The sequence below is a fragment of the Kitasatospora sp. NPDC052868 genome, from assembly GCF_044547105.1.
Lineage (GTDB): Bacteria > Actinomycetota > Actinomycetes > Streptomycetales > Streptomycetaceae > Kitasatospora.
Window position 1 is genome coordinate 192427 of record NZ_JBITZW010000006.1, and the last position, 20020, is coordinate 212446.

A 20020-nucleotide genomic window follows, 5' to 3' on the forward strand; every position below is an offset into this window, starting at 1 on the left:
CACGCGGGGCCCGGAACCGGCCTCCCCCCGCGGCCCCGGCCCGGCGTCCGTGAAAGCCCTCCCCCAGCCACGCTACGCCGCGCCCCACGGGTCGGCCGCCGGTCGACGTGGAGGGAGGCGTGGGCGAGGAATGGGTCCCGCTCAGTGCCCCGGGCCCGGCCAGGGCACCTCCGAGCGCTTCTCGTACCCGAAGCCGGCCGCCTCCCAGCGGGCGCCCTCCTCGGCGAGCCGCTGCCGGAACCGCGGCCAGTCGTGGGCGGACCGGTCGGACCAGCCGAGTTCGGCGATCGCGGGCAGCCGGGGCAGCAGCATCCTGTCCAGCTCGGCCGGGGTGCTCAGGGTCTCCGTCCACAGCGGCGCCTCGACCCCGAGCACCGCGCCGGGCGACAGCGCCACCAGGGTGTCCGGATCCCAGGAGTAGGTGGACCAGACGTCCACCGTCCCGGCCCAGCTCAGGCCGAGGGGGTAGGAGGCCTCGTACTTCATGTCGAGGTAGGTCCGGCCCGCCGGGGACATGATCACCTGTGCGCCGCGCCCGACCGCGTCCTTCAGGTCCTGGTCGCGGGTGCCCTTGCCGTCCCAGTACTGCAGCAGCCCGACCCCGCCCGGGCCGGCGGCCGACGCGGTCTGATTCCAGCCGACCGGGATCTTCCCGGCCGCGACCACCTGCGCGCTCACCCGGCGGACGAACGCGCGGTAGTCCTCGGGCGCCAGCTTGCGCACCTCGTCGCCGCCGAGGTGCAGGTAGGGGCCGGGGGTGAGCCGGGCGACCTCGTTGATCACGTCCGCGGTGAGGGCGTACGTCCGCTCGTCCTTCGCGCAGAGCAGGCTGAAGCCGACCTCGATCCCGGTGTAGGGCCAGGGCCGGGCGCTGTCGTTGCAGTCCAGCTCGGGGTAGGCGGCGAGGATGGCGTTGCTGTGCCCGGGCAGGTCGAGCTCGGGGACGACGGTGAGGTAGTGCTCCTGCGCGTAGCGGACGATCTCCCGGTAGTCGGCCTCGGTGTAGAAGCCGCCCGGGGTGCCGCCCACCTCGCTGGTCGCGCCGACCGAGGTGAGCTCCGGCCGCCCGGGGACGGCGATCCGCCAGCCCTGGTCGTCGCTCAGGTGCAGGTGCAGGTGGTTGACCTTGTAGAGGGCCAGCCGGTCGATGAAGCCCTTGACCTCGTCCGCGGTGAAGAAGTGCCGGGCGACGTCGAGCATGGCGCCCCGGTAGGCGTAGCGGGGCCGGTCGGTGATGTCGACGGCGGCGGCCTGCCAGCTGACCGGTGCGGCCACGGGGGTGCGGCTCTCGATCTGCGGGGGGAGCAGTTGGCGCAGTGTCTGGGTGCCGCGGTAGAGGCCGGCCGGGGTGCGGGCGGTGATCCTGGCGGTCGCGCCGCCGGCGGTCAGCCGGTAGCCCTCGGGGCCGGTCTCCTCGGGCAGCGCGGGGTCGAGGGCGAGCACGATGCCGCCGGCCGGCCCGCCGGGCTCGGCGCCCGGCTCGGCACTGGTCACGGCGTCCGTCACGGCGATCGGAAAGCCGGTCGGCCGGCGAAGCGCCTCGGCGAGCTGCTCGGCGGTCCGGCGGATCTCCGCGCGCTGCTCCGCCGTACCGGTGGCGCCGATGCGGACGGCGGTCTGCGCGGAGAGCTCGAAGGAGGGCCCGGTGCCGGCGGTCGCGGAGAGCGGTGCGGGGATGATCCGGGCGCCGGTGCGCGGTCCGGTCCGGTCCACGAACCTGGGATGGCCGCCGTCCTCCTCACCGCCGCCGAGCGCGCGGTGCAGACCGAACCCCGCCGCCAGAACCAGGACGACGGCGATGATCAGCAGTCTGCTGGTGCGGGCGGAGCGCCCGGCTGGTCGAATCGGCAAGGCCGCCCCCGGTGTCGTGGTGCACGCAGGTGCCCTGCTGCACGCCGTCGGCCGTCGTCCACGGCCGTTTCACCGAAATGGTCTCAACCAATCTTCGAATTGTCCCGCGCCCGGAGCGAATTGGCGGACGCGCCGCCCTCGGGCAGCGCGTCCGCCACTCGACCCGGCACGGCGGCACCCACCCCAGGCCTTCGCACCCCCAGGCTTAGGAGAACACCACCGAGCGGACCAGCAGCCGGTCCCCGGCACGCCCGCCCGGCCGCAGGACGTAGTAGGTGTCCCCCTCACAGTCGAACTCGGGGAAGACGGTGGCCGTGGAGTTGGTGCGGTTGTTCGGCGCGTACGCCGGTTCGTTCCGGCCGGCCTCCGGCAGGTTGACGCAGGCACGGCCGGCCGGGTCGAAGAGCGCACCGAGCTGTTCCCCCAGGAAGTTCCGGTACTTGTAGCGGAACTCGCCGCCCACGGCGGTGGCCGAGGCGGGAACGGCGAGGGCGAGGGCGAGCGCGCTGGCGGCGGCGAGCACGGCGTTGCGGAGACGCATGGCGGATGAGCCCTTTCAGGGCGGTACCCGGTGGTACCTGGGGAATTGATGCGAGATCACCCTAGAGGCCCAAAATCAGCAGAAACGGTTCTCCCAAACCATCCTTTCGGGTGGTTTGGTCCGAATAACCGCTACCGACCGGCAGTCGACCCGAACATAACGGCACCCCTCGGCGACCGGGCGCGCGCCCGTCACGTCGGCGGCGCCGTGAAGCGGTAGCCCGAGTCGATCAGCACCGGCAGGTACGTCTTCAGGGCCGCCACCGTCTGCGAACGGTCCCCGCCGCCGTCGTGGTTGAGCACGATCGCACCCGGTCGGACGTCCTTGAGCACCCGGTCGGTGATCACCGTCGTCCCCGGCCGGGCCCAGTCCCGAGGGTCCACCGACCAGGCCATCGGCCGCATCCCCAGCGAGGCGGCCACCTTGAGCGAGGTCGAGCCCCAGTCCCCGCCGGGCGCCCGGAACCAGGTCGGCGCCCGCCCGGTCGCCCGGTGGAGCAGGTCGGAGGTGCGCTCCAGCTCGTCGCGGACCTTCCCCTCGGACAGCTCCCGCAGGTCGGGGTGGGTCCAGGTGTGGTTGGCGATGTGGTGGCCCCGGTCGGCGATCTCGCGGACCAGCGCGGGGTGCTCGGCCGCGTTCTCGCCGATCAGGAAGAAGGTCGCCCTGATCCCGTACTGCTGGAGCAGCGCCAGCACGATCGGCGTGTGCTTCGGATCCGGGCCGTCGTCGATGGTGAGGGCCACCACCCTCCGTGCGGCGTCCAGTTCGTACACCGGCTTGCTCTCGGCCGCGGTCACCGCCCGGACCGCCGAGGGCGCGGACGAAGGGGCGGCCGAGGGCGCAGCGGTGGACGCGGGAGAGGCGGCGGAGGTCGGTGGGGAGGTGGCGGAGGGTGCGGCGGCGGGTGCACCGCCCGGGGAGGCGGCCGGTTCGGACCCGGTCGGGGCGCCCTGCGGCGCCTCCGGCGCGGCCTCGCCGTCACCACCGCCGCTCCCCAGGGGGTTGCGGCAACCAGCGGCTCCCAGCAGCGACATTCCAGCCGCAACCAGCAGCAATCTGCGCGAAGTAATCTGACGATCAGACAGCATTTTCAATGCATCCCCCGCCTTGCCCGCGGCGTCCCGCCGGCCACACCGACGGCCCTGATCACCACTCCGACGGCCCAGTCGCGCCGCCGCCCCCGCACCGATCGACCACAAGTGGACTGGACCGCTACGCTGACCCCTCCAGCGTGACAACCAGTGTGATGATCTGTCTTTAGAGGACGTGGCCATGACGTCAAGTCAGGACTTCTCCGACCAGCCCGGGAACGACCCCGCCGAGCAGAGCGACTGGGAACGTTTCGGTGTCGACACCAGCGCTCCCCACTCCGCACGCGTGTACGACTACTGGCTGGGCGGAAAGACCAACTTCCCGCCCGACCGCGCCATGGGGCAGGCCATCGAGCAGGCGATCCCCAGCATCAAGGCGATGGCCAAGGAGAACCGCGCCTTCCAGGGCCGTGCCGTCCGCTACCTGGCCCAGGAGCACGGCATCCGCCAGTTCCTCGACCTCGGCACCGGCATCCCCACCTCGCCCAACACCCACGAGATCGCCGAGGCCGTCAGCCCCGGCACCCGCGTGGTCTACGTGGACAACGACCCGATCGTGCTGGCCCACGCCCGCGCCCTGATGGTGAGCACCCCGGGCAGCCACACCACCTACATCCACGCCGACCTGGGCAAGCCCGCCGAGCTGTTCGCCGACCCGGCGCTGACCGCCACCCTGGACCTCGACCAGCCGGTCGGCCTGCTGCTGATCGCCGTCCTGATGCTGATCGCCGACCAGGACGACCCCTGGGCCAAGGTCGCCGAGCTGCGCGACGCGCTGCCGTCCGGCAGCTGCATCGCGCTCACCCACCCCACCCAGGACTTCGACCCGGAGGGTGTCGAGAAGGTCTCGCAGGCCGCCCGCCAGGGCGGGATGACGCTGGTGCCGCGCAGCCGCGACGAGGTCACCCGGTTCTTCGACGGCTGGGAGCTGATCGAGCCGGGCGTCTCCCCCGTGATGGCCTGGCGCCCGGACGGCGAGGCGCCCGCCGACCCGACCGCCGCCTACTACTGGGGCGCGGTCGCCCGCAAGAAGTAACCGCCACCGGAGCCGGGGGGAGGCGCCCCCGGCTCCGGCCCGTCCACGAAGCGCCCGCTACTTCAGCAGCCGCGACATCCTGCGGTCCGCCAGCGGCCGGCCCCCGGTCTGGCAGGTCGGGCAGTACTGCAGCGAGGAGTCCGCGAACGACACCTCCCGCACGGTGTCACCGCAGACCGGGCACGGCTGCCCGGTCCGGCCGTGCACCCGCAGGCCGCTCTTCTTCTCGGCCTTCAGCTCCCCCGCCGCCAGGCCGCGCGAGCGCTCGACCGCCTCCCGGAGGGTGCCGCCCAGCGCCTCGAACAGCCGGGCCGTCTCCTCGTCCGTCAGGCTCGACGCCACCTTGTAGGGCGACATCCGCGCCGCGTGCAGCACCTCGTCCGAGTAGGCGTTGCCGACACCCGCCAGCACGCCCTGGTCCCGCAGGACGCCCTTCAGCCGGCGCCGCTCGCCGTGCAGCAGGGCGGTGAAATCCGCCAGGGTGAAGTCCGGGTCCAGCGGGTCCGGGCCGAGCCGGGCGACACCGGGCACCTCGGCCGGATCCCGCACCACGTACACCGCGAGGCCTTTCTTGGTACCCGCCTCGGTGAGGTCGAAGCCGTCCCCGGCCTCGCCGTCCAGGTGCACCCGCAGGGCGAGCGGGTTCCGCCCGCCCGGCCGCGGGGGCTCGGCGGGCAGCTGCTCCTTCCACCGCAGCCAGCCGGCCCGGGCCAGATGGATCACCAGGTGCAGGCCGCCGGCCCCGATGTCCAGGAACTTGCCGTGCCGGGTGACGGGGCCGACCGTCAGGCCCTCCAACGCCGTCACCGGCGGGTCGTAGGTCTTGAGCGCACTGATCGCCACCGGCTGGACCCTGGCGATCACCCGCCCGGTCAGCCGCTCGGACAGGAAGGCGCTGAGGGCCTCGACCTCGGGCAGCTCCGGCATGGGCCCAGTCTGGCGCAGCCCCCCGCCGTCCGCCCGTCGGCCCGCTCCCCCTCTCCCCACACCTCCGGCTCCGCGCCTCCGACCCCGTCTGCCTTTGCCCGCCACCGACCGAGGGGCGCAGGCTGGAGGGTGTTCGGACGCGACGAGGAGGCTCCGACCCGCCATGAGCACGCTTGAGGAACAGATCGACATCGACGCCCCCGTGCTGGCCGCCTGGGAGCAGCTGCACCGCGTCCACGACTACCCGCAGTTCGTCGGCGGCGTGCGCAGCGCCTACCCGCACGGCCGCAACCTGGCGCACCTCGGGGTGGAGATCGACGGGGCCGAGCAGGACGTGGAGACCGAGATCACCGACCGCGGCCGGGGCCGGGTGATGTCCTGGCGCACGGGCGACGACCTCCGGCTCAGCGGCGCCTTTGCACTGCGGGCGCTGGACCAGGCGCACACCCGGCTGCAGATCCGGCTGGAGTACGACCCGGAGGCGGTGCACGAGGCCTTCGGCGGTCCGCGCGGCTTCGCCCTGGCCGGGGCGATCGAGCGGGCGGTCCGGGCCGACCTGGAGCTCTTCCGGGGTCTGGTGGAGGCCCGGGTCGAGGCGCCGGCGGAGACCGCCGAGCCATCGGTAGGGACCACATAAGCGCTGGTCAGGGCCATCGTGAGGATCTTCACAACGGGCCTTCGACCCGATGGTTCGGGTTTCAACTGTGGCAGACTCGGATGCCATGAACGACAGCCAGGCCGGCCCGGCCACCAGGACGCTCCGCGCGGCGGTATTCGCCGCGCTGGTCGTACTGCTCGCCGGGCTGGGCCAGGTGCTGGTCACCGGCCGGCCCCTGCCGGTCGGCACGCTGGCCCTGGCCGGCGGCGCCGTCTTCGCGGTGGCGTTCGCGCTGGCGGGCGGCGAGCGCGGGTACGGGCGGATCGCGGCGGTCTTCCTGCCGCTGGAGCTCGGCCTCGCGGCCCTGTTCGACCTGGCGCAGACCACCTGCCCCTCGTGGCCGCCCGGCGCCGCCCGCGGCTTCGAGCCGCTGCTCTGCGGCGGCGGCTCGCTCGGCGGCTTCCTGCTGGGCCACGGCCTTCCGCAGTCCGGCGGGCCGCTGCTGCTCCTGGCCCTGCACTGCGCGATCGCCCTGGCCGGCGCCTTCTGGCTGCGCCGCGCCGACGCCGCCCTGACCGGGCTCGCGCGGACCGTCCGCACGCTGCGCGAGTTCGGCCGGCACTTCCTGCCCGCCGCCGCGCGCTGGCTGCTGCTGCTCGCCGCGCCCGTCCCGGCCCGCCCGGTCGCCCGGGTGCCGTTCCCGCGCGCCAGCCGTGAGCGGGTGCCCGCCGAGGGCGTCATGCTCCGCCCTGCCGTCCGGCGCGGTCCGCCGGTGCCCGCCCCGGCCTGCTGAGATCCCGCATTCCCTCTCGGCCGGCCCTCGCGCCCGCACCGTTTCCGCACCGAGAGCACAGGACGACACCCACCATGAGCAACCCCTCCTCCCCCCGTAACGGCAGGAACGCCGCCCGCCGCGCCGCCACCGAGCGGCTGCGCGAGGAGCGCGCACGCGCCGAGCGCTCCGCGAAGATCCGCCGCCGGACGATCGTGGGCGCCGCCTCCGCCGCCGTGCTCGCCCTCGCGGCGGGTGTGGCCATCGCCGCCGGCGGCTCCTCCGGATCCGGCGACGCCGCGGCGAACGGCCCGCTGGTCGTCCCCGCCAACGCGGGCGGCGCGGACGGCACCGTGATCACCTACGGCAAGGCCGACGCCCCGCACACCCTGGAGATCTACGAGGACTTCCGCTGCCCGTACTGCGAGCAGCTGGAGACCACCAACGGCAAGACCATCCAGCAGCTGGCCGACGACGGCACGTACAAGATCGAGTACCACCTGGCGACGTTCCTGGACAAGGGCCTCGGCGGCAAGGGCTCGCGCACCGCGCTGGCCGCGGCGGGTGCCGCGCTGAACGAGGGCGTCGACAAGTTCAAGCAGTTCCACGACGTGCTGTACGCCAACCAGCCGGACGAGCGCAACGACGGCTTCGCCGACACCGGCCGCCTGCTGGAGCTCGCCGGGCAGGTCCCGGGCCTGAAAACCGACGCCTTCGTCAAGGCCGTGCAGGACGGCACCTACGCGCCGTGGGCGAACCAGGTGGACAAGGCCTTCGACAAGAGCGGCGTCACCGGCACCCCGACCGTCAAGCTGGACGGCACCAAGCTGGAGGTCTTCAGCAACGGCGCGCCCGTCGCCCCGGACCGGTTCACCGCCATGGTCAAGCAGGTGACCGGGTGACGGCCCCCGTCTACGCGCCCCCGCGCCGGTTCGCCGTCCTGCTGCTGGTCACCGGCGGCCTCGGGCTGTTCGCCTCGATCGTCCTCACCCTGGACAAGATCAAGCTCCTCCAGGACCCGTCCTACGTCCCCAACTGCAACATCAACCCGATCATCAGCTGCGGTTCGATCATGCGCAGCGACCAGGCCGAGGCCTTCGGCTTCCCCAACTCGCTGCTCGGCCTGATCGGCTTCGCCGTCGTCCTGGCCATCGGCGCCGGGCTGCTGGCCGGGGCCGCCTACCGCCGCTGGTTCTGGCTCGGCCTCCAGGCCGGGACGCTCTTCGGCATCGGCTTCGTGAGCTGGCTGATGTACCAGGCGCTGTACCGGATCGGTGCGCTCTGCCCGTACTGCATGGTGGTGTGGGCGGCGATGATCCCGCTGTTCTGGTACACCACCCTGCACAACCTGCGCACCGGGGTCATCCCGACCCCGCGCTCGCTGCGCCCGGTGGTCCGGGAGGTCGTGCGCTACCACTGGGTGGTGCCGGCGCTCTGGTACGCGGTGGTCGCGCTGCTGATCCTCAACCGGTTCTGGTACTACTGGCGCACCCTGCTCTGACCCTGCTCTGACCGTCCTCCCCCTCCCCTCTCCCCCGGGCCCGACGGCTCCGGCGGAGAGGGGAGGGGTCAGGCGTCAGCCGCGGGCGGGCTCGAACTCGCGGGCGGGCTCGAACTCGTGGGCGGCGACCTCCGCGAGCAGCCGCGCGCGGCGGGGCTCGTCCAGGAAGGCCGCCCGGAAGGAGTTGGCGGCGAGCAGCCGCAGCGTCGGCTCGTCCAGCTCCAGAGCCTGCCGCACCGCTTGGAAGTTGTCCTCCACGTAGCCGCCGAAGTAGGCGGGGTCGTCGGAGTTGACGGTGACCAGCAGCCCGGCGTCCAGCATGGTGCGCAGCGGGTGGTCGGCGAGGGTGTCGATGCAGCGCAGCCGCACGTTGGAGAGCGGGCAGAGGGTGAGCGGGATCTGCTCGCGGACCAGCCGGGCGACGAGCTGCTCGTCCTCCAGGCAGCGCAGGCCGTGGTCGATGCGCTCGACGCCGAGGACGTCCAGCGCCTCGGTGATGTAGCCGGCCGGTCCCTCCTCGCCCGCGTGGGCGACCCGCCGCAGGCCGGCGGCCGCGGCCCGCCGGTACACCTCGCGGAACTTCGCGGGCGGGTTGCCGACCTCCGCCGAGTCGAGGCCGATGCCCGCGATCCGGTCGAAGTACGGGCGGGCGGCCTCGAAGGTCTCCAGGGCGGACTCGGCCGACTCGTCCCGCAGGAAGCACATGATCAGCCGGGTGCTGATCCCGTACCGCTCCTCGCTGCGCGCGAGGGCCCGGGTGAGGCCGTCCACCACCGTGCCCAGCGGCACCCCGCGCGCGGTGTGCGCCTGCGGGTCGAAGAAGATCTCGGCGTGCCGCACCCCCTGCTCGGCCGCCCGCGCGAGGTAGGCGTCGGCGAGGTCCGCGAAGTCCGCCTCGGTGCGCAGCACGGCCATCAGCGCGTAGTACAGGTCCAGGAAGGACTGGAGGTCGCTGAAGGAGTAGGCGCGGCGCAGCTCCTCGGTGTCGGCGTACGGGAGGGTGATCCCGTTCCGGTCGGCGAGGGCGAAGGCGAGCTCGGGTTCGAGGGTGCCTTCGATGTGGAGGTGGAGTTCGGCCTTGGGCAGCGGCATGGGGGGTCTTCTCGGTTCCGGGGGCAGAGGAGGAAGGTCGATAAATCATCCTATGACCTGATCGACCTTGTGGAGCGGCAGGCCCCGGTCGGTGGCGCGGGCGGCCCGGGGCGGCGAGCATGGGTGTATCGCAGCGCACGGGGGGCACCGGGATGCGGGGGGCTTCCGCCGAGGAGGTAACGGACATGCGGCACCCCGACGCTCCGCACAGCAGGCCCGAGGGCATCTCCCCGCACGCCCTGGGCAACGACGTCCTGCTGCACGAGCTGGAGCAGCTGCACCGGACGCGGCACGAGACGTTCCTGTACGGCTCGGAGGACGCGTTGAAGCGGCACACCCTGCGGACCGGGCAGCTGGAGGCGGAGTACGTGCACCGGTTCCCGAACCGGCAGATCACGGCCGCCCGGACGCGGGCGGGCGCCCGGGCCCGGGAGGCGGCGGCCAGGGTCGAGTCGCTGCCCGAGTAGGGCGCGGCGGGGCCGCCCGGCGGGACACGCCGGGCGGCTTCGGCGTGCCCGGGGGCGGGTTGTCGGGGAGGGTGGGTAGCGAGCGAAGAACCCCCGATCCCGACCACCTCTGGGAGCCCCGATGCCCATCGCCAGCATCAATCCCGCGACCGGCGAGACCCTGCAGACCTTCGAGCCGCTGGACGCCGCCGGAATCGAAGAGCGGCTGGCCCGCGCCGAGGCCGCCTTCCACGCGTACCGCACCACCTCCTTCGCGCACCGGGCGGCGCTGCTGCACCGGGCGGCCGACCTGCTGGACGGGGATCTGGAGGCCGTCGCCCGCACGATGACCGAGGAGATGGGCAAGCCGCTGGCCGCCGCCCGCGCCGAGGCCGCCAAGTGCGCGAAGGCGATGCGCTGGTACGCGGACAACGCCGAGGCCCTGCTCGCGGACGAGCACCCGGACCCGGCCGACGTCGCCGACTCCGGCGCCGTCGGCGCCTACGTCCGGTACCGGCCGATGGGCGTCGTCCTCGCCGTGATGCCGTGGAACTTCCCGTTCTGGCAGGTGGTCCGGTTCGCCGCGCCCGCGCTGATGGCGGGCAACGTGGGGCTGCTGAAGCACGCGTCGAACGTGCCGCGCACGGCGGTGGCGCTGGAGGAGCTGTTCCTCCGGGCCGGGTTCCCGGCCGGGTGCTTCCAGACCCTGCTGATCGGCTCGGGCGCCGTCGAGGCGGTGGTCCGCGACCCGCGGGTGGCCGCGGTGACGCTCACCGGCAGCGAGCCGGCCGGGCGGGCGGTCGCCTCGGCCGCGGCGGACGAGGTGAAGAAGGCCGTCCTGGAGCTGGGCGGCAGCGACCCCTTCGTCGTCCTGCCCAGCGCCGACCTGGACGCGGCCGTCCGCACCGCCGTCCGGGCCCGGGCGCAGAACAACGGCCAGTCCTGTATCGCCGCCAAGCGCTTCATCGTGCACGCCGACGTGTACGAGCGGTTCACCGCCGCCTTCACCGAGGCGATGGGCGCGCTGCGGGTCGGCGACCCGATGGACGAGGCGACGGAGGTCGGTCCGCTCGCCAGCAGCCAGGGCCGGGACGAGCTGGCGGAGCTGGTCGAGGACGCGCGGGCGCACGGCGCCCGGGTGGAGTGCGGCGGCGGCCGGCCGGACGGGCTCCCGGAGCACCTCGCCGCCGGGTGGTTCTACCAGCCGACCGTGCTGACCGGCATCACCCCGGCGATGCGGATCCACCTGGAGGAGACCTTCGGCCCGGTCGCCACCGTGTACCCGGCGGCGGACCTGGACGAGGCGGTGGCGCTCGCCAACAACACGCCGTTCGGGCTCAGCTCCAACGTCTGGACGACCGACCGGGCCGAGCAGGAGCGCTTCGTCCGGGACATCCAGGCGGGCGGGGTGTTCTTCAACGGCATGACGGCCTCGCACCCGGCGCTGCCGTTCGGCGGCGTCAAGCGCTCCGGGTTCGGGCGGGAGCTGTCCGGGCACGGCATCCGGGAGTTCTGCAACATCACCACGGTGTGGCTCGGGCCGTCCTGAGCGGCCCCCGCCCGGGGAGGGGTCGGGGCGGGGGCCGGCCGGTCAGGCCGCCACGCGGTGCCGGCCCCGGCCCGGCGTCACCCAGCGGGCGATCACCCCGATCAGGGCCACCAGGGTCACGGCCCACACGATGCTGAACACCACCAGCACCGGCAGCAGGTCGATCTGGGCGGCGGCCATGCCCAGGCCGAGCGAGAGCGCCAGCAGGAACAGCACGGTGGTCGGGCCCAGGCTCAGCAGGCCGTGCCAGGCGCGGTGCGCCCAGCCGGGGTGTTCCGGCGCGTCGGGGCCGGTGTCGAGCGCCTTGTAGGTCAGCAGGTCCATCGGGATCGCCTCCAGGCTTCCGAGGGGTGGCGGGCCGCCGCCGCTCACGAGGCGGTGCGGTGAGCGGCCGACTTCTTGGCGGTGGTGGTCTTCCGAGCGGTGCTCTTCTTCTCGGTGGCGGTCTTGGCCGCGCCGCTCTGCTTGGCGGTGGCGGTCTTCTTTGCGGCGGTCTTGGCCGCGGTGGTCTTCTTGGCGGGGGCGCGCCTGCGGGGGGCCGGCTGCTCGGAGTCCTCCGCCGCCCCCTCGGCCTCCTCTGCCTCGGCGTCGGCGTCGGGGCCGGGCCGGGGCCCGGTGGAGCGGCGGCGGCCGCCCTTGGCCTCCTTGAGGCTGCTGCGCAGCGCCTCCATCAGGTCGATGACGTTGTCCGGCGCCTCGCCCGCCTCCTCCTCGTGCGGCACCTCGACGCCCTGCAGCCGGGCCTCGATGACCTGCTGCAGCGCCTGCTGGTAGTCGTCGTGGAGCTGGGCGAGGTCGAAGTCCTCGGAGAGGGTGTCCATCAGCGACCGCGCCATCTTCAGCTCCTGCGGCCGGACGACGACCTCCTCCTCGGGCGCGATGCCGGCCGCCGGGCGGACCTCGTCGGGCCAGATGCAGGTCTGCAGGACCAGCGTGCCGTCGTGCACCCGCAGCACGGCCGGGGACTCCCTGGTCCGCAGCGCGATCTTGGTGACGGCGATCTGCCCGGACGCCGTGAGCGCGTCCCGCAGCAGCGCGTACGGCTTGGCGGCGGCCTTGTCCGCCACGCCGACGTAGTAGGCCTTGGAGAACATCAGCGGATCGATCTCGGAGGCGTCCACGAAGGCCAGCACGTCGATGATCTTCTTGCTGGGCAGCGGCAGGTCGGCGAGGTCCTGGTCGCTCAGGGTGACCGTCCGGCCGTCGGGCGACTCGTAACCCTTGGCGATCTCCGCGTACGGGACCTCCTTCTCCTCCTGCTCGCAGTACCGCTTCATCCGCACCCGGCCGCCGTCCTTGGCGTGCACCTGGTGCAGCGGGACGTCGTGTTCCTGGGTCGCGGAGTACAGGTGGACGGGGATGCTGACCAGCCCGAAGCTGATCGTCCCCTTCCAGGTGGTCTGCATGGGGTCGCCCTTCCCGGAGGTCCCCTACCGGAGATTTCCCACTCTGCCCGGATTCACCCCGATCGGCCACACGATCCCGCCCGGGCCGCTCCGGGAGGAGAATGCGGAGCGAACGAGGAGGTGGCGGCGGTGTCCGGATCCGACCCCCGGCGCGACTGCGCGCCCCCGCCCGCGTGGACGGCCTACCGCGTCACCTACGCCGTGGCCGGCGAGGCCGGCGTCCGGCGCGACGAGGTCACGCTGGTGCCCGGGTACTCGCAGGAGAGCGACATCCCGCGGATCCTGGCCGCCCGGCTGACCGGGCGGCCCGCGGACGGGTCCCGGATCGTGCTGCTGGACGTGCGAGCCCTTTAGGGCCCGGCCGTGTGCGGGCCGCCCCGAACGGCCCAGGGGCGCCGTGTCCCTGCGGATCGGGGCATTTCACCACCTAGCATCGGGTTTCGATCATTTCGCCCGCGCCGGTGACTGCCCGTCAACTCCACGCCCCGGGAGAGCCATGCCACCGTCCCCCCCTGCGCCCACCACCCCGGCCGGGCCCGGCGCACTGCGCTCGCTCGGCGAGTGGTGCGCACGCCACTTCCTGGTCGTGATCGCCCTCTGGCTGGTCGCGCTCGCCTGCATCCAGGTGGCCAACCGGTCCGTGGGCGGTGACTACTCCGACGACTTCTCGCTGCCCGGCACGCAGTCCGCCGAGGGCAAGGACGTGCTCCAGGCGCACGAGCCCGCCCTCGCCGGCACCAGCTCCCAGGTGGTGCTGCACGACGCCCAACCGCTCACCGATTTCGCGGGCGAGGTCGGCCAGGCGATCACCTCGCTGCAGGCGCTGCCCCACGTCCAGAGCGTGCAGAGCCCGCTGCCCCCGCCCGGCCAGCCCGCCCCGCCCGGCGGACCGCTGGCCACGGACGGGCTCACCGGCTACATCACCGTCCGCTTCGACACCAACCCGACCACCCTGGGCGACGAGTACCTCACCGGCGTGGACGACGCCGTCGCCCCACTGCGCAACGCCGGGGTGGAGGTCGAGTACGGCGGGCCGCTGGGCGAGCTGGCACGGCCGACCGCCGACGACCGGACGAGTGAGGCGATCGGCTTCGCCGTGGCGATCGTGGTGCTGCTGATCGGCTTCGGCAGCGCCATCGCGGCCGGCCTGCCCCTGGTGACCGCCCTGGTGGCGGCCATCGTCGGGCTGGGGGTGCTCGGGCTGCTGGCCGCGGCGACCACCTTCGCCACCGTCGCCCCGACCCTCGCCACCATGATCGGGATCGGCGTCGGCATCGACTACGCGCTGTTCCTGCTCACCCGGCACCGGCAGAACCTCATGGACGGCGTGGACCCGGTGAGATCCGCCGGCCAGGCCGTCGCCACCAGCGGGCGGGCCGTCCTCGTCTCCGGCTGCACCGTGATCATCGCGCTGACCGGCCTATCCGTCTCCGGGGTCACCTTCATCGCCAAACTGGGGCTGGCGGCCGGGGTCACCGTGGTGTCGGCGGTGCTCGGCGCACTCACCCTGCTGCCCGCCATGATGGGCCTGATCGGCCGCCGCATGGACCGGTTCACCGTCCGCAAGCCGGTCGCCGAGACCGGGGCCGCGCCGGGCGAGGAGATCACCGGCACCTGGCACCGCTACGCGCAGCGGGTCGAGCGCCGGCCCTGGTGGTTCCTCGCCGGCGGCGTGGTCGCGGTCGGCATCCTGGCGATTCCGCTGTTCTCCATCCAGCTCGGCCACATCGACGACGGCGCCGACCCGACCACCTTCACCGACCGGCGGGCCTTCGACCTGATGTCCGAGGGCTTCGGGCCGGGCTCCAACGGCCCGCTGACGGTGGTGGTCGACCAGAGCGCGGTGGCGGCGGACGCCCGGCCCGCCCTGCTGAGCTCCGTGCAGCAGGCCCTCGCCACCGTGCCAGGCGCCGCCAGCGCCACCCCGCTGCAGACCAGCCAGGACGGGGCCGTCCTGTTCAACACCGTCATCCCGGTGGACAGGCCCCAGGACAAGAGCACCACGCAGTTGGTGAACCGCCTCACGGACACCGTTCTGCCCCAGGCCGTCAGCGGGACGGGCGCCCGGACGTACGTCACCGGGACGACCGCCGCCCAGGTGGACTTCCTCGACATCGTGTCCAGCCGGCTGCCGCTGATCATCGCGGTCGTGGTCGGACTGGCCTTCCTGATCATCCTGGCCGTCTTCCGGGGCCTGCTGATCGCGGTCAAGGCGGCCGTGCTCAACCTGCTCTCCATCGCGGCCTCGTACGGGGTCGTGGTGGCGGTCTTCCAGTGGGGCTGGGGCGGGCCGGCGCTCGGCGTCTCGGGCACCGTGCCGATCGAGAGCTACGTCCCGATGATGATGTTCGCGATCGTCTTCGGGCTGAGCATGGACTACGAGATCTTCCTGCTCTCCCGGGTCCACGAGGCGTGGCTGCGCACCGGCGACAGCCGGGGCAGCGTCGCACACGCCCTGGAGATCACGGCCCGGGTGATCACCTGCGCCGCGCTGATCATGGTGAGCGTCTTCGCCGCGTTCATCGTCAGCGACAACATCGTGATCAAGATGATGGGCCTCGGGCTGGCCGTCAGCGTCCTGATCGACGCCACGATCGTCCGACTGCTGATGGTGCCGGCGGTGATGACCCTGCTCGGCCCGAGGGCCTGGTGGACGCCGCGCTTCCTGGACCGGATCCTGCCGCACATCGACACCGAGGGCGAGGGCGAGACGCCCTGACCCCGGCGGGCGGCGGAGCCTGGCAGCCGGGCGCGGACCCCCGCGCCCGGCTTCCTTGTGCCCCGGGAACGGTCGGCGCCGCCCGGGGCCCGCCGGAACCCTCAGGCCCTGAGCGAGGCCAGCGTGACGATGGTGATGTCGGACGGCGCCCCGACCCGCACCGGCGGGCCCCAGGCCCCGGCGCCCCGGGTGACGTACAGCTGGGTGTCGCCGTACCGCTCCAGGCCGGCCACGGTGGGGTTGGCGAGCTCGGCCAGGTAGCTGCCGGGCCAGAGCTGGCCGCCGTGGGTGTGCCCGGAGAGCTGGAGGTCGACGCCGTGCCGGACGGCGTCGTGGACGGTCACCGGCTGGTGCGAGAGCAGCACGGAGGTCCGGGAGCGGTCGCGGTCGCCGAGCGCCTTGGCGAAGTCCGGGCCGTCGCCCTCCGTCCGCCCGGCGAGGTCGTTGACGCCGGCCAGGTCGAAGCCGGCGAGCTCGACGCGGGCGTTCTGCAGCGGGTGGACGCCCAGCTCGCGGACGAAGTCGACCCAGGGCGCGGCGCCCGAGAAGTACTCGTGGTTGCCGGTGACGAAGTACGCGCCGTCGCGGGCCCGCAGCTGTGCCAGGGGCTCGGCCGCGCGGCCGAGGTCGGGGACCGACCCGTCGACCAGGTCGCCCACGATGGTGATCAGGTCGGGCTGCGCGCCGTTGATGGTGTCGACGATCCGCTGGGTGTGCGCGCGGCCGAGGATCGGTCCGAGGTGGATGTCGCTGACGACGGCGATCCGGTAGCCGTGCGCCCGCGCGGGCAGGGTGGCCAGCGGCACGGTGACCTGCTTGAGCCGGGGACCGCGCAGCACGCCGTAGGCGCCGTTGCCGACCACCGCGGCCGCCACCCCGGACGCGCCGATCGCCACCGTCCGGGCCACGAACAGGCGGCGCTCCGGGGAGGGGGCGGCGGCGGCGCTCTTGGGGTGCTCGGGCTTTTCGGGCTGCTCGGGGTGCTCGGGGTGCTCGGGGTGCTCGGGCGTGGGCTCCTCGGACTGCTGGGGCTGCTCGGGGCGCGGGGTGCCCGTCCGGCGCGGCAGCCGGAGCAGCAGCGGGCGGACGGCCTCGCCGATCGCCAGGGCGAGCAGCAGGTAGAGCAGCACCGCCAGCCACAGGTACCCCGGCCAGGCCAGCCAGCGCTCGACGGCCAGCGGCAGCGAGCGCCCGCCGACCAGGGCCCCGACCGCGAGCAGCGGCAGGAGGACGGCGAGCACCGTCCCGGTCCGCCGCCACCACCCGCCCGGCACGGAGACGTCGCGCACCAGGCGCCGCCAGAGGTACCAGTGCGCGAGGGCCAGAACGGCCAGGACGGCGAGCACGCCGAGCACCACGAGGACGATCATCACGCGGACAGTATGTACGGCATCCCGACCCACTCCGACGACGGCCCCCGGGCCCGCGAAAGAGCCTGACACTGCATCAGATTTGAGCTTTCCGGGATCCCGCTGCACCCGCTCTGACCAGGCCTTTTGTGTCCGCTGAGCGGACAGTTTCCGAGGCCTTGTTCCGATACTCGTAGGTAGAAGTTAAGTTGCACCGCATTGCGCGGGTCCGTCCCCCACCCTCCGGCGTACGAGCCGAGGGCAAGCCGCGCTGGAAAGGCACAGGGCACACCCTCCATGAGTGCGGAAACCACCACCTCGGCCGGATCGCCGCCGTCCGACGCCGTCTCTCGGCAGCACGGCGCGACCGGCACCACCGGCACGGTCGGCCCGAGCGGCAGCTCCGGGCAGCACGGCCAGGGCGGCGACGCCCACCTCAAGCCCGGGCTCAAGAACCGGCACCTGTCGATGATCGCCATCGGCGGCGTGATCGGCGCGGGCCTGTTCGTCGGCTCCGGCGCGGGCATCGCGTCCACCGGGCCCGGCATCCTGCTGTCCTACACGCTGGCCGGCGTGCTGGTCGTGCTGGTCATGCGGATGCTCGGCGAGATGGCCGCGGCCGACCCGCAGAGCGGCTCGTTCTCCGCGTACGCGGACCGGGCGCTCGGCCGCTGGGCCGGGTTCTCCATCGGCTGGCTGTACTGGTTCTTCTGGGTCGTGGTGCTCGCGGTGGAGGCCACCGCCGGCGCGAAGATCCTCAACAACTGGATGCCCGGCGTGCCGCAGTGGGCGTTCGCCCTGATCGTGATGGCCGTGCTCACCGCGACCAACCTGTTCTCGGTCGCCTCCTACGGCGAGTTCGAGTTCTGGTTCGCGGGCATCAAGGTGGTGGCGATCGCCGCCTTCCTGGTGATCGGCATCCTGGCCGCCTTCGGCCTGCTCCCCGGCACCCACGCGGTCGGCACGGAGAACCTCCTCGACCACGGCGGCTTCCTGCCGCACGGGGTGGGCGCGGTGTTCACCGGCATGCTGACCGTCGTCTTCGCCTTCATGGGCAGCGAGATCGTCACCCTGGCCGCCGGCGAGTCCGAGGACCCGGAGAAGGCCGTGAGCAAGGCCACCAACAGCGTGATCTGGCGCATCGGGATCTTCTACCTGGGCTCGATCCTGCTGGTCGTGACCCTGCTGCCGTGGGACTCCGCCGCCGTCAAGGGCAGCCCGTACGTGGCGGTGCTGGAGCACGTCGGGATCCCCGGCGCCGGCCAGGTGATGGACGTGATCGTGCTGACGGCCGTGCTCTCCTGCCTCAACTCCGGCATGTACACCGCCTCCCGGATGGCCTTCTCGCTCGGCCAGCGCGGCGACGCCCCCAAGGCCTTCGCCACCGTGACCAAGCGCGGCGTGCCACGGGTCGCGATCCTCTCCTCGGTGGTCTTCGGCTTCGTGGCGGTGTTCTTCAACTACACCTCGCCCAACACCGTCTTCTCCTTCCTGCTCAACTCCTCGGGCGCGGTGGCGCTGTTCGTCTGGCTCGTGATCTGCTTCTCCCAGCTGCGGATGCGCAAGATCATCGAGCGTGAGCAGCCGGAGCGCCTGACCGTGCGGATGTGGCTGTACCCGTACCTGACCTGGACGGCGATCGGCATGATCGGCTTCGTGATGGCGTACATGTTCACCGACGCCGACGGGCGCCAGCAGATGTACCTGTCGCTGGTCGCCGCGGCGATCGTCCTGACGGCGGCGGCCGTGGTGGGCCGCCGACGCCGGGCGGCGGAGGCGGCTGCCTGAGCCGCCGGCACCGCCGTCCACGGACGCCGGGCCCGGGAGCCGTTGCGGAGGCTCCCGGGCCCGGTGTCGTTTCCCCGGCCGCCGGTCGGGCGGTCGGGCGGTCCGGCTTCGGTACCGGATCATGACGGGACGGATATGACCTGCCGACCGGCAGCCCCTACCCTTTCCCCCTATGCGAGATCTTGTGGCGGGGATGGGGTATCTGGCCAAGGGCCAGAAATGGGTGGGGCGGCACGGCCGCTGGTGGGCGTTCGGGATGCTGCCCGCGCTGATCACCCTGGCGGGGTACGTGGTCGCGCTGGTGTTCCTCGGCGGCTGGTCGGAGGACCTCGCCGAGTGGGTCACGCCCTTCGCGGACGACTGGGGCTCCCCCTGGCAGGGCATGCTGCGCACCGCGCTCGCCGCGATCGTCTTCGGCGGCGGACTGCTGATCTCGGTGATCACCTTCACCGCGGTCACCCTGCTGGTCGGCCAGCCGTTCTACGAGTCGCTCTGCGAGAAGGTCGACGAGACCGAGGGCGGCGCGCCCACCCCGCCGGACGTCCCGCTCTGGCGGGAGCTGTGGATCTCGGCGCGGGACAGCCTGTACGTCCTGGTCCGGGTCCTCGGCTTCGGCATCCTGCTGTTCGCCTGCGGGTTCATCCCGGTGGTCGGGCAGACCCTGGTGCCGGTGGCCGGGTTCCTGGTGTCCGGGTTCTTCCTCTCGGTCGAGCTGACCGCGGTCGGCCTCCAGCGGCGCGGGGTGCCGCAGCGCGAGCGGATCCGGCTGCTGCGCGCCCGGCTGGGGCTGGCGCTGGGCTTCGGCGTGCCGCTGATCCTGGGGTTCCTGATCCCGTTCGTGACCGTCCTGGCCATGCCCGGCGCGGTGGCCGGGGCGACCCTGCTGGCGCGCGACCTGGTGCCGGTCGAGGACGGGGAGGCGGCGCAGGAGCACGACGGGGAGCCGGACGGGGGGCCGGACGACGGTGGGCAGCCGCCGGTGCCGGAGGTGGCCTCCTACGGCAGCGCCTACGGGCAGCAGCCGGCCCCCGGCAACCCGTACGCGGGCGGGCCGCAGACCGCGCACCCGTACGCCGCCAACCCTTACGACGGCAATCCCTACGCCCAGCCGCAGGCCCCGGCCGAGCAGAATCCGTACCGGCGCGGCTGACCCACCCGCACCGCCGTGATCGTCCGGTCACGCTGCGTCGACCACGGGCGGCGGCGGCTGTGAGGCCGCCCACAGGGGATTCGGCTACTACTGCCCTCGATAGTTGTCGGCTCGCCGGGGCCCGCCTCCCGGCGGGCGGCGGGGAGCGACCCACCCGGGCCCGGCCCGTCGGGGTGCGGCCCACCGGCCCCGAACACCGCAGGC

19 protein-coding genes are annotated in these 20020 nt (G+C 73.2%); 11 read left to right on the plus strand and 8 right to left on the minus strand.

Going from position 1 to position 20020, the window contains the following annotated elements; genetic code table 11:
* Window positions 1–141: 141 nt before the first annotated feature.
* The 3 genes from ACIGZJ_RS13145 to ACIGZJ_RS13155 all read right to left on the minus strand — a co-directional run bounded on the left by ACIGZJ_RS13145 (window position 142) and on the right by ACIGZJ_RS13155 (window position 3426).
* Window positions 142–1851 (minus strand): beta-N-acetylhexosaminidase, encoded by a 1710-nt coding sequence (locus ACIGZJ_RS13145; protein WP_396457262.1) that lies wholly within the window; start codon window positions 1849–1851, stop codon window positions 142–144.
* A 205-nt stretch (window positions 1852–2056) separates the two neighbouring features.
* Window positions 2057–2392, minus strand: coding sequence for a hypothetical protein (locus tag ACIGZJ_RS13150; RefSeq protein WP_396457263.1), 336 nt, complete (start codon window positions 2390–2392; stop codon window positions 2057–2059).
* Window positions 2393–2583: 191 nt separating this feature from the next.
* Window positions 2584–3426: a polysaccharide deacetylase family protein gene (locus tag ACIGZJ_RS13155; protein WP_396457264.1), complete on the minus strand. Its 843-nt coding sequence runs from the start codon at window positions 3424–3426 to the stop codon at window positions 2584–2586.
* Window positions 3427–3664: 238 nt separating this feature from the next.
* Here ACIGZJ_RS13155 and ACIGZJ_RS13160 point away from each other — a divergent pair, with 238 nt between their 5' ends.
* The gene (locus ACIGZJ_RS13160; protein ID WP_396457265.1) at window positions 3665–4519 is read left to right on the plus strand and encodes an SAM-dependent methyltransferase; all 855 of its coding nucleotides are present in this window, start codon (window positions 3665–3667) and stop codon (window positions 4517–4519) included.
* Between the two features lie 57 nt (window positions 4520–4576).
* On the opposite strand, the gene ACIGZJ_RS13165 is transcribed toward ACIGZJ_RS13160, so the two are convergent.
* Window positions 4577–5446 (minus strand): Fpg/Nei family DNA glycosylase, encoded by an 870-nt coding sequence (locus ACIGZJ_RS13165; protein WP_396457266.1) that lies wholly within the window; start codon window positions 5444–5446, stop codon window positions 4577–4579.
* Between the two features lie 163 nt (window positions 5447–5609).
* On the opposite strand from ACIGZJ_RS13165, the gene ACIGZJ_RS13170 reads away from it, so the two are divergent.
* The 4 genes from ACIGZJ_RS13170 (at window position 5610) to ACIGZJ_RS13185 (ending at window position 8317) form a co-directional block, all read left to right on the plus strand.
* Window positions 5610–6083, plus strand: coding sequence for an SRPBCC family protein (locus ACIGZJ_RS13170; protein WP_396457267.1), 474 nt, complete (start codon window positions 5610–5612; stop codon window positions 6081–6083).
* 85 nt (window positions 6084–6168) lie between these two features.
* Window positions 6169–6837, plus strand: coding sequence for a hypothetical protein (locus tag ACIGZJ_RS13175; protein ID WP_396457268.1), 669 nt, complete (start codon window positions 6169–6171; stop codon window positions 6835–6837).
* A gap of 74 nt (window positions 6838–6911) precedes the next feature.
* Window positions 6912–7718 (plus strand): DsbA family protein, encoded by an 807-nt coding sequence (locus ACIGZJ_RS13180; RefSeq protein ID WP_396457269.1) that lies wholly within the window; start codon window positions 6912–6914, stop codon window positions 7716–7718.
* On the plus strand, window positions 7715–8317 hold the full coding sequence (locus tag ACIGZJ_RS13185; protein ID WP_396457270.1) for a vitamin K epoxide reductase family protein: 603 nt from the start codon (window positions 7715–7717) through the stop codon (window positions 8315–8317). The genes ACIGZJ_RS13180 and ACIGZJ_RS13185 overlap by 4 nt, the downstream gene beginning before the upstream one ends.
* Window positions 8318–8392: 75 nt before the next feature.
* Here the strand turns inward: ACIGZJ_RS13185 and ACIGZJ_RS13190 are convergent, their stop codons facing one another.
* Window positions 8393–9409 (minus strand): adenosine deaminase, encoded by a 1017-nt coding sequence (locus tag ACIGZJ_RS13190; protein ID WP_396457271.1) that lies wholly within the window; start codon window positions 9407–9409, stop codon window positions 8393–8395.
* Between the two features lie 185 nt (window positions 9410–9594).
* Between ACIGZJ_RS13190 and ACIGZJ_RS13195 the strand changes: the two genes are divergently transcribed.
* Both ACIGZJ_RS13195 and ACIGZJ_RS13200 read left to right on the plus strand, forming a co-directional pair.
* Window positions 9595–9876 (plus strand): DUF6158 family protein, encoded by a 282-nt coding sequence (locus ACIGZJ_RS13195; RefSeq protein WP_392934554.1) that lies wholly within the window; start codon window positions 9595–9597, stop codon window positions 9874–9876.
* Between the two features lie 121 nt (window positions 9877–9997).
* The gene (locus tag ACIGZJ_RS13200) at window positions 9998–11404 is read left to right on the plus strand and encodes an NADP-dependent succinic semialdehyde dehydrogenase (protein ID WP_396457272.1); all 1407 of its coding nucleotides are present in this window, start codon (window positions 9998–10000) and stop codon (window positions 11402–11404) included.
* Window positions 11405–11446: 42 nt separating this feature from the next.
* Here the strand turns inward: ACIGZJ_RS13200 and ACIGZJ_RS13205 are convergent, their stop codons facing one another.
* Window positions 11447–11728 carry a hypothetical protein gene (locus tag ACIGZJ_RS13205; RefSeq protein ID WP_392934550.1) on the minus strand — a complete coding sequence of 94 codons (282 nt, stop codon included), beginning with the start codon at window positions 11726–11728 and terminating at the stop codon, window positions 11447–11449.
* A gap of 44 nt (window positions 11729–11772) precedes the next feature.
* Window positions 11773–12810: a Ku protein gene (locus tag ACIGZJ_RS13210; protein WP_396457273.1), complete on the minus strand. Its 1038-nt coding sequence runs from the start codon at window positions 12808–12810 to the stop codon at window positions 11773–11775.
* A gap of 129 nt (window positions 12811–12939) precedes the next feature.
* Here ACIGZJ_RS13210 and ACIGZJ_RS13215 point away from each other — a divergent pair, with 129 nt between their 5' ends.
* A complete protein-coding gene (locus ACIGZJ_RS13215; protein ID WP_396457274.1) occupies window positions 12940–13164 on the plus strand; it encodes a hypothetical protein in 225 nt (74 codons plus the stop codon).
* A 142-nt stretch (window positions 13165–13306) separates the two neighbouring features.
* Window positions 13307–15529, plus strand: a complete 2223-nt coding sequence (locus tag ACIGZJ_RS13220) for an MMPL family transporter (protein WP_396457275.1) — start codon at window positions 13307–13309, stop codon at window positions 15527–15529.
* Window positions 15530–15630: 101 nt separating this feature from the next.
* On the opposite strand, the gene ACIGZJ_RS13225 is transcribed toward ACIGZJ_RS13220, so the two are convergent.
* Window positions 15631–16899, minus strand: coding sequence for a metallophosphoesterase (locus ACIGZJ_RS13225; RefSeq protein ID WP_396457384.1), 1269 nt, complete (start codon window positions 16897–16899; stop codon window positions 15631–15633).
* 276 nt (window positions 16900–17175) lie between these two features.
* Here ACIGZJ_RS13225 and ACIGZJ_RS13230 point away from each other — a divergent pair, with 276 nt between their 5' ends.
* On the plus strand, window positions 17176–18666 hold the full coding sequence (locus ACIGZJ_RS13230; protein ID WP_396457276.1) for an amino acid permease: 1491 nt from the start codon (window positions 17176–17178) through the stop codon (window positions 18664–18666).
* Window positions 18667–18838: 172 nt separating this feature from the next.
* Window positions 18839–19816, plus strand: a complete 978-nt coding sequence (locus tag ACIGZJ_RS13235; RefSeq protein WP_396457277.1) for an EI24 domain-containing protein — start codon at window positions 18839–18841, stop codon at window positions 19814–19816.
* The last annotated feature ends 204 nt before the right edge of the window (window positions 19817–20020 follow it).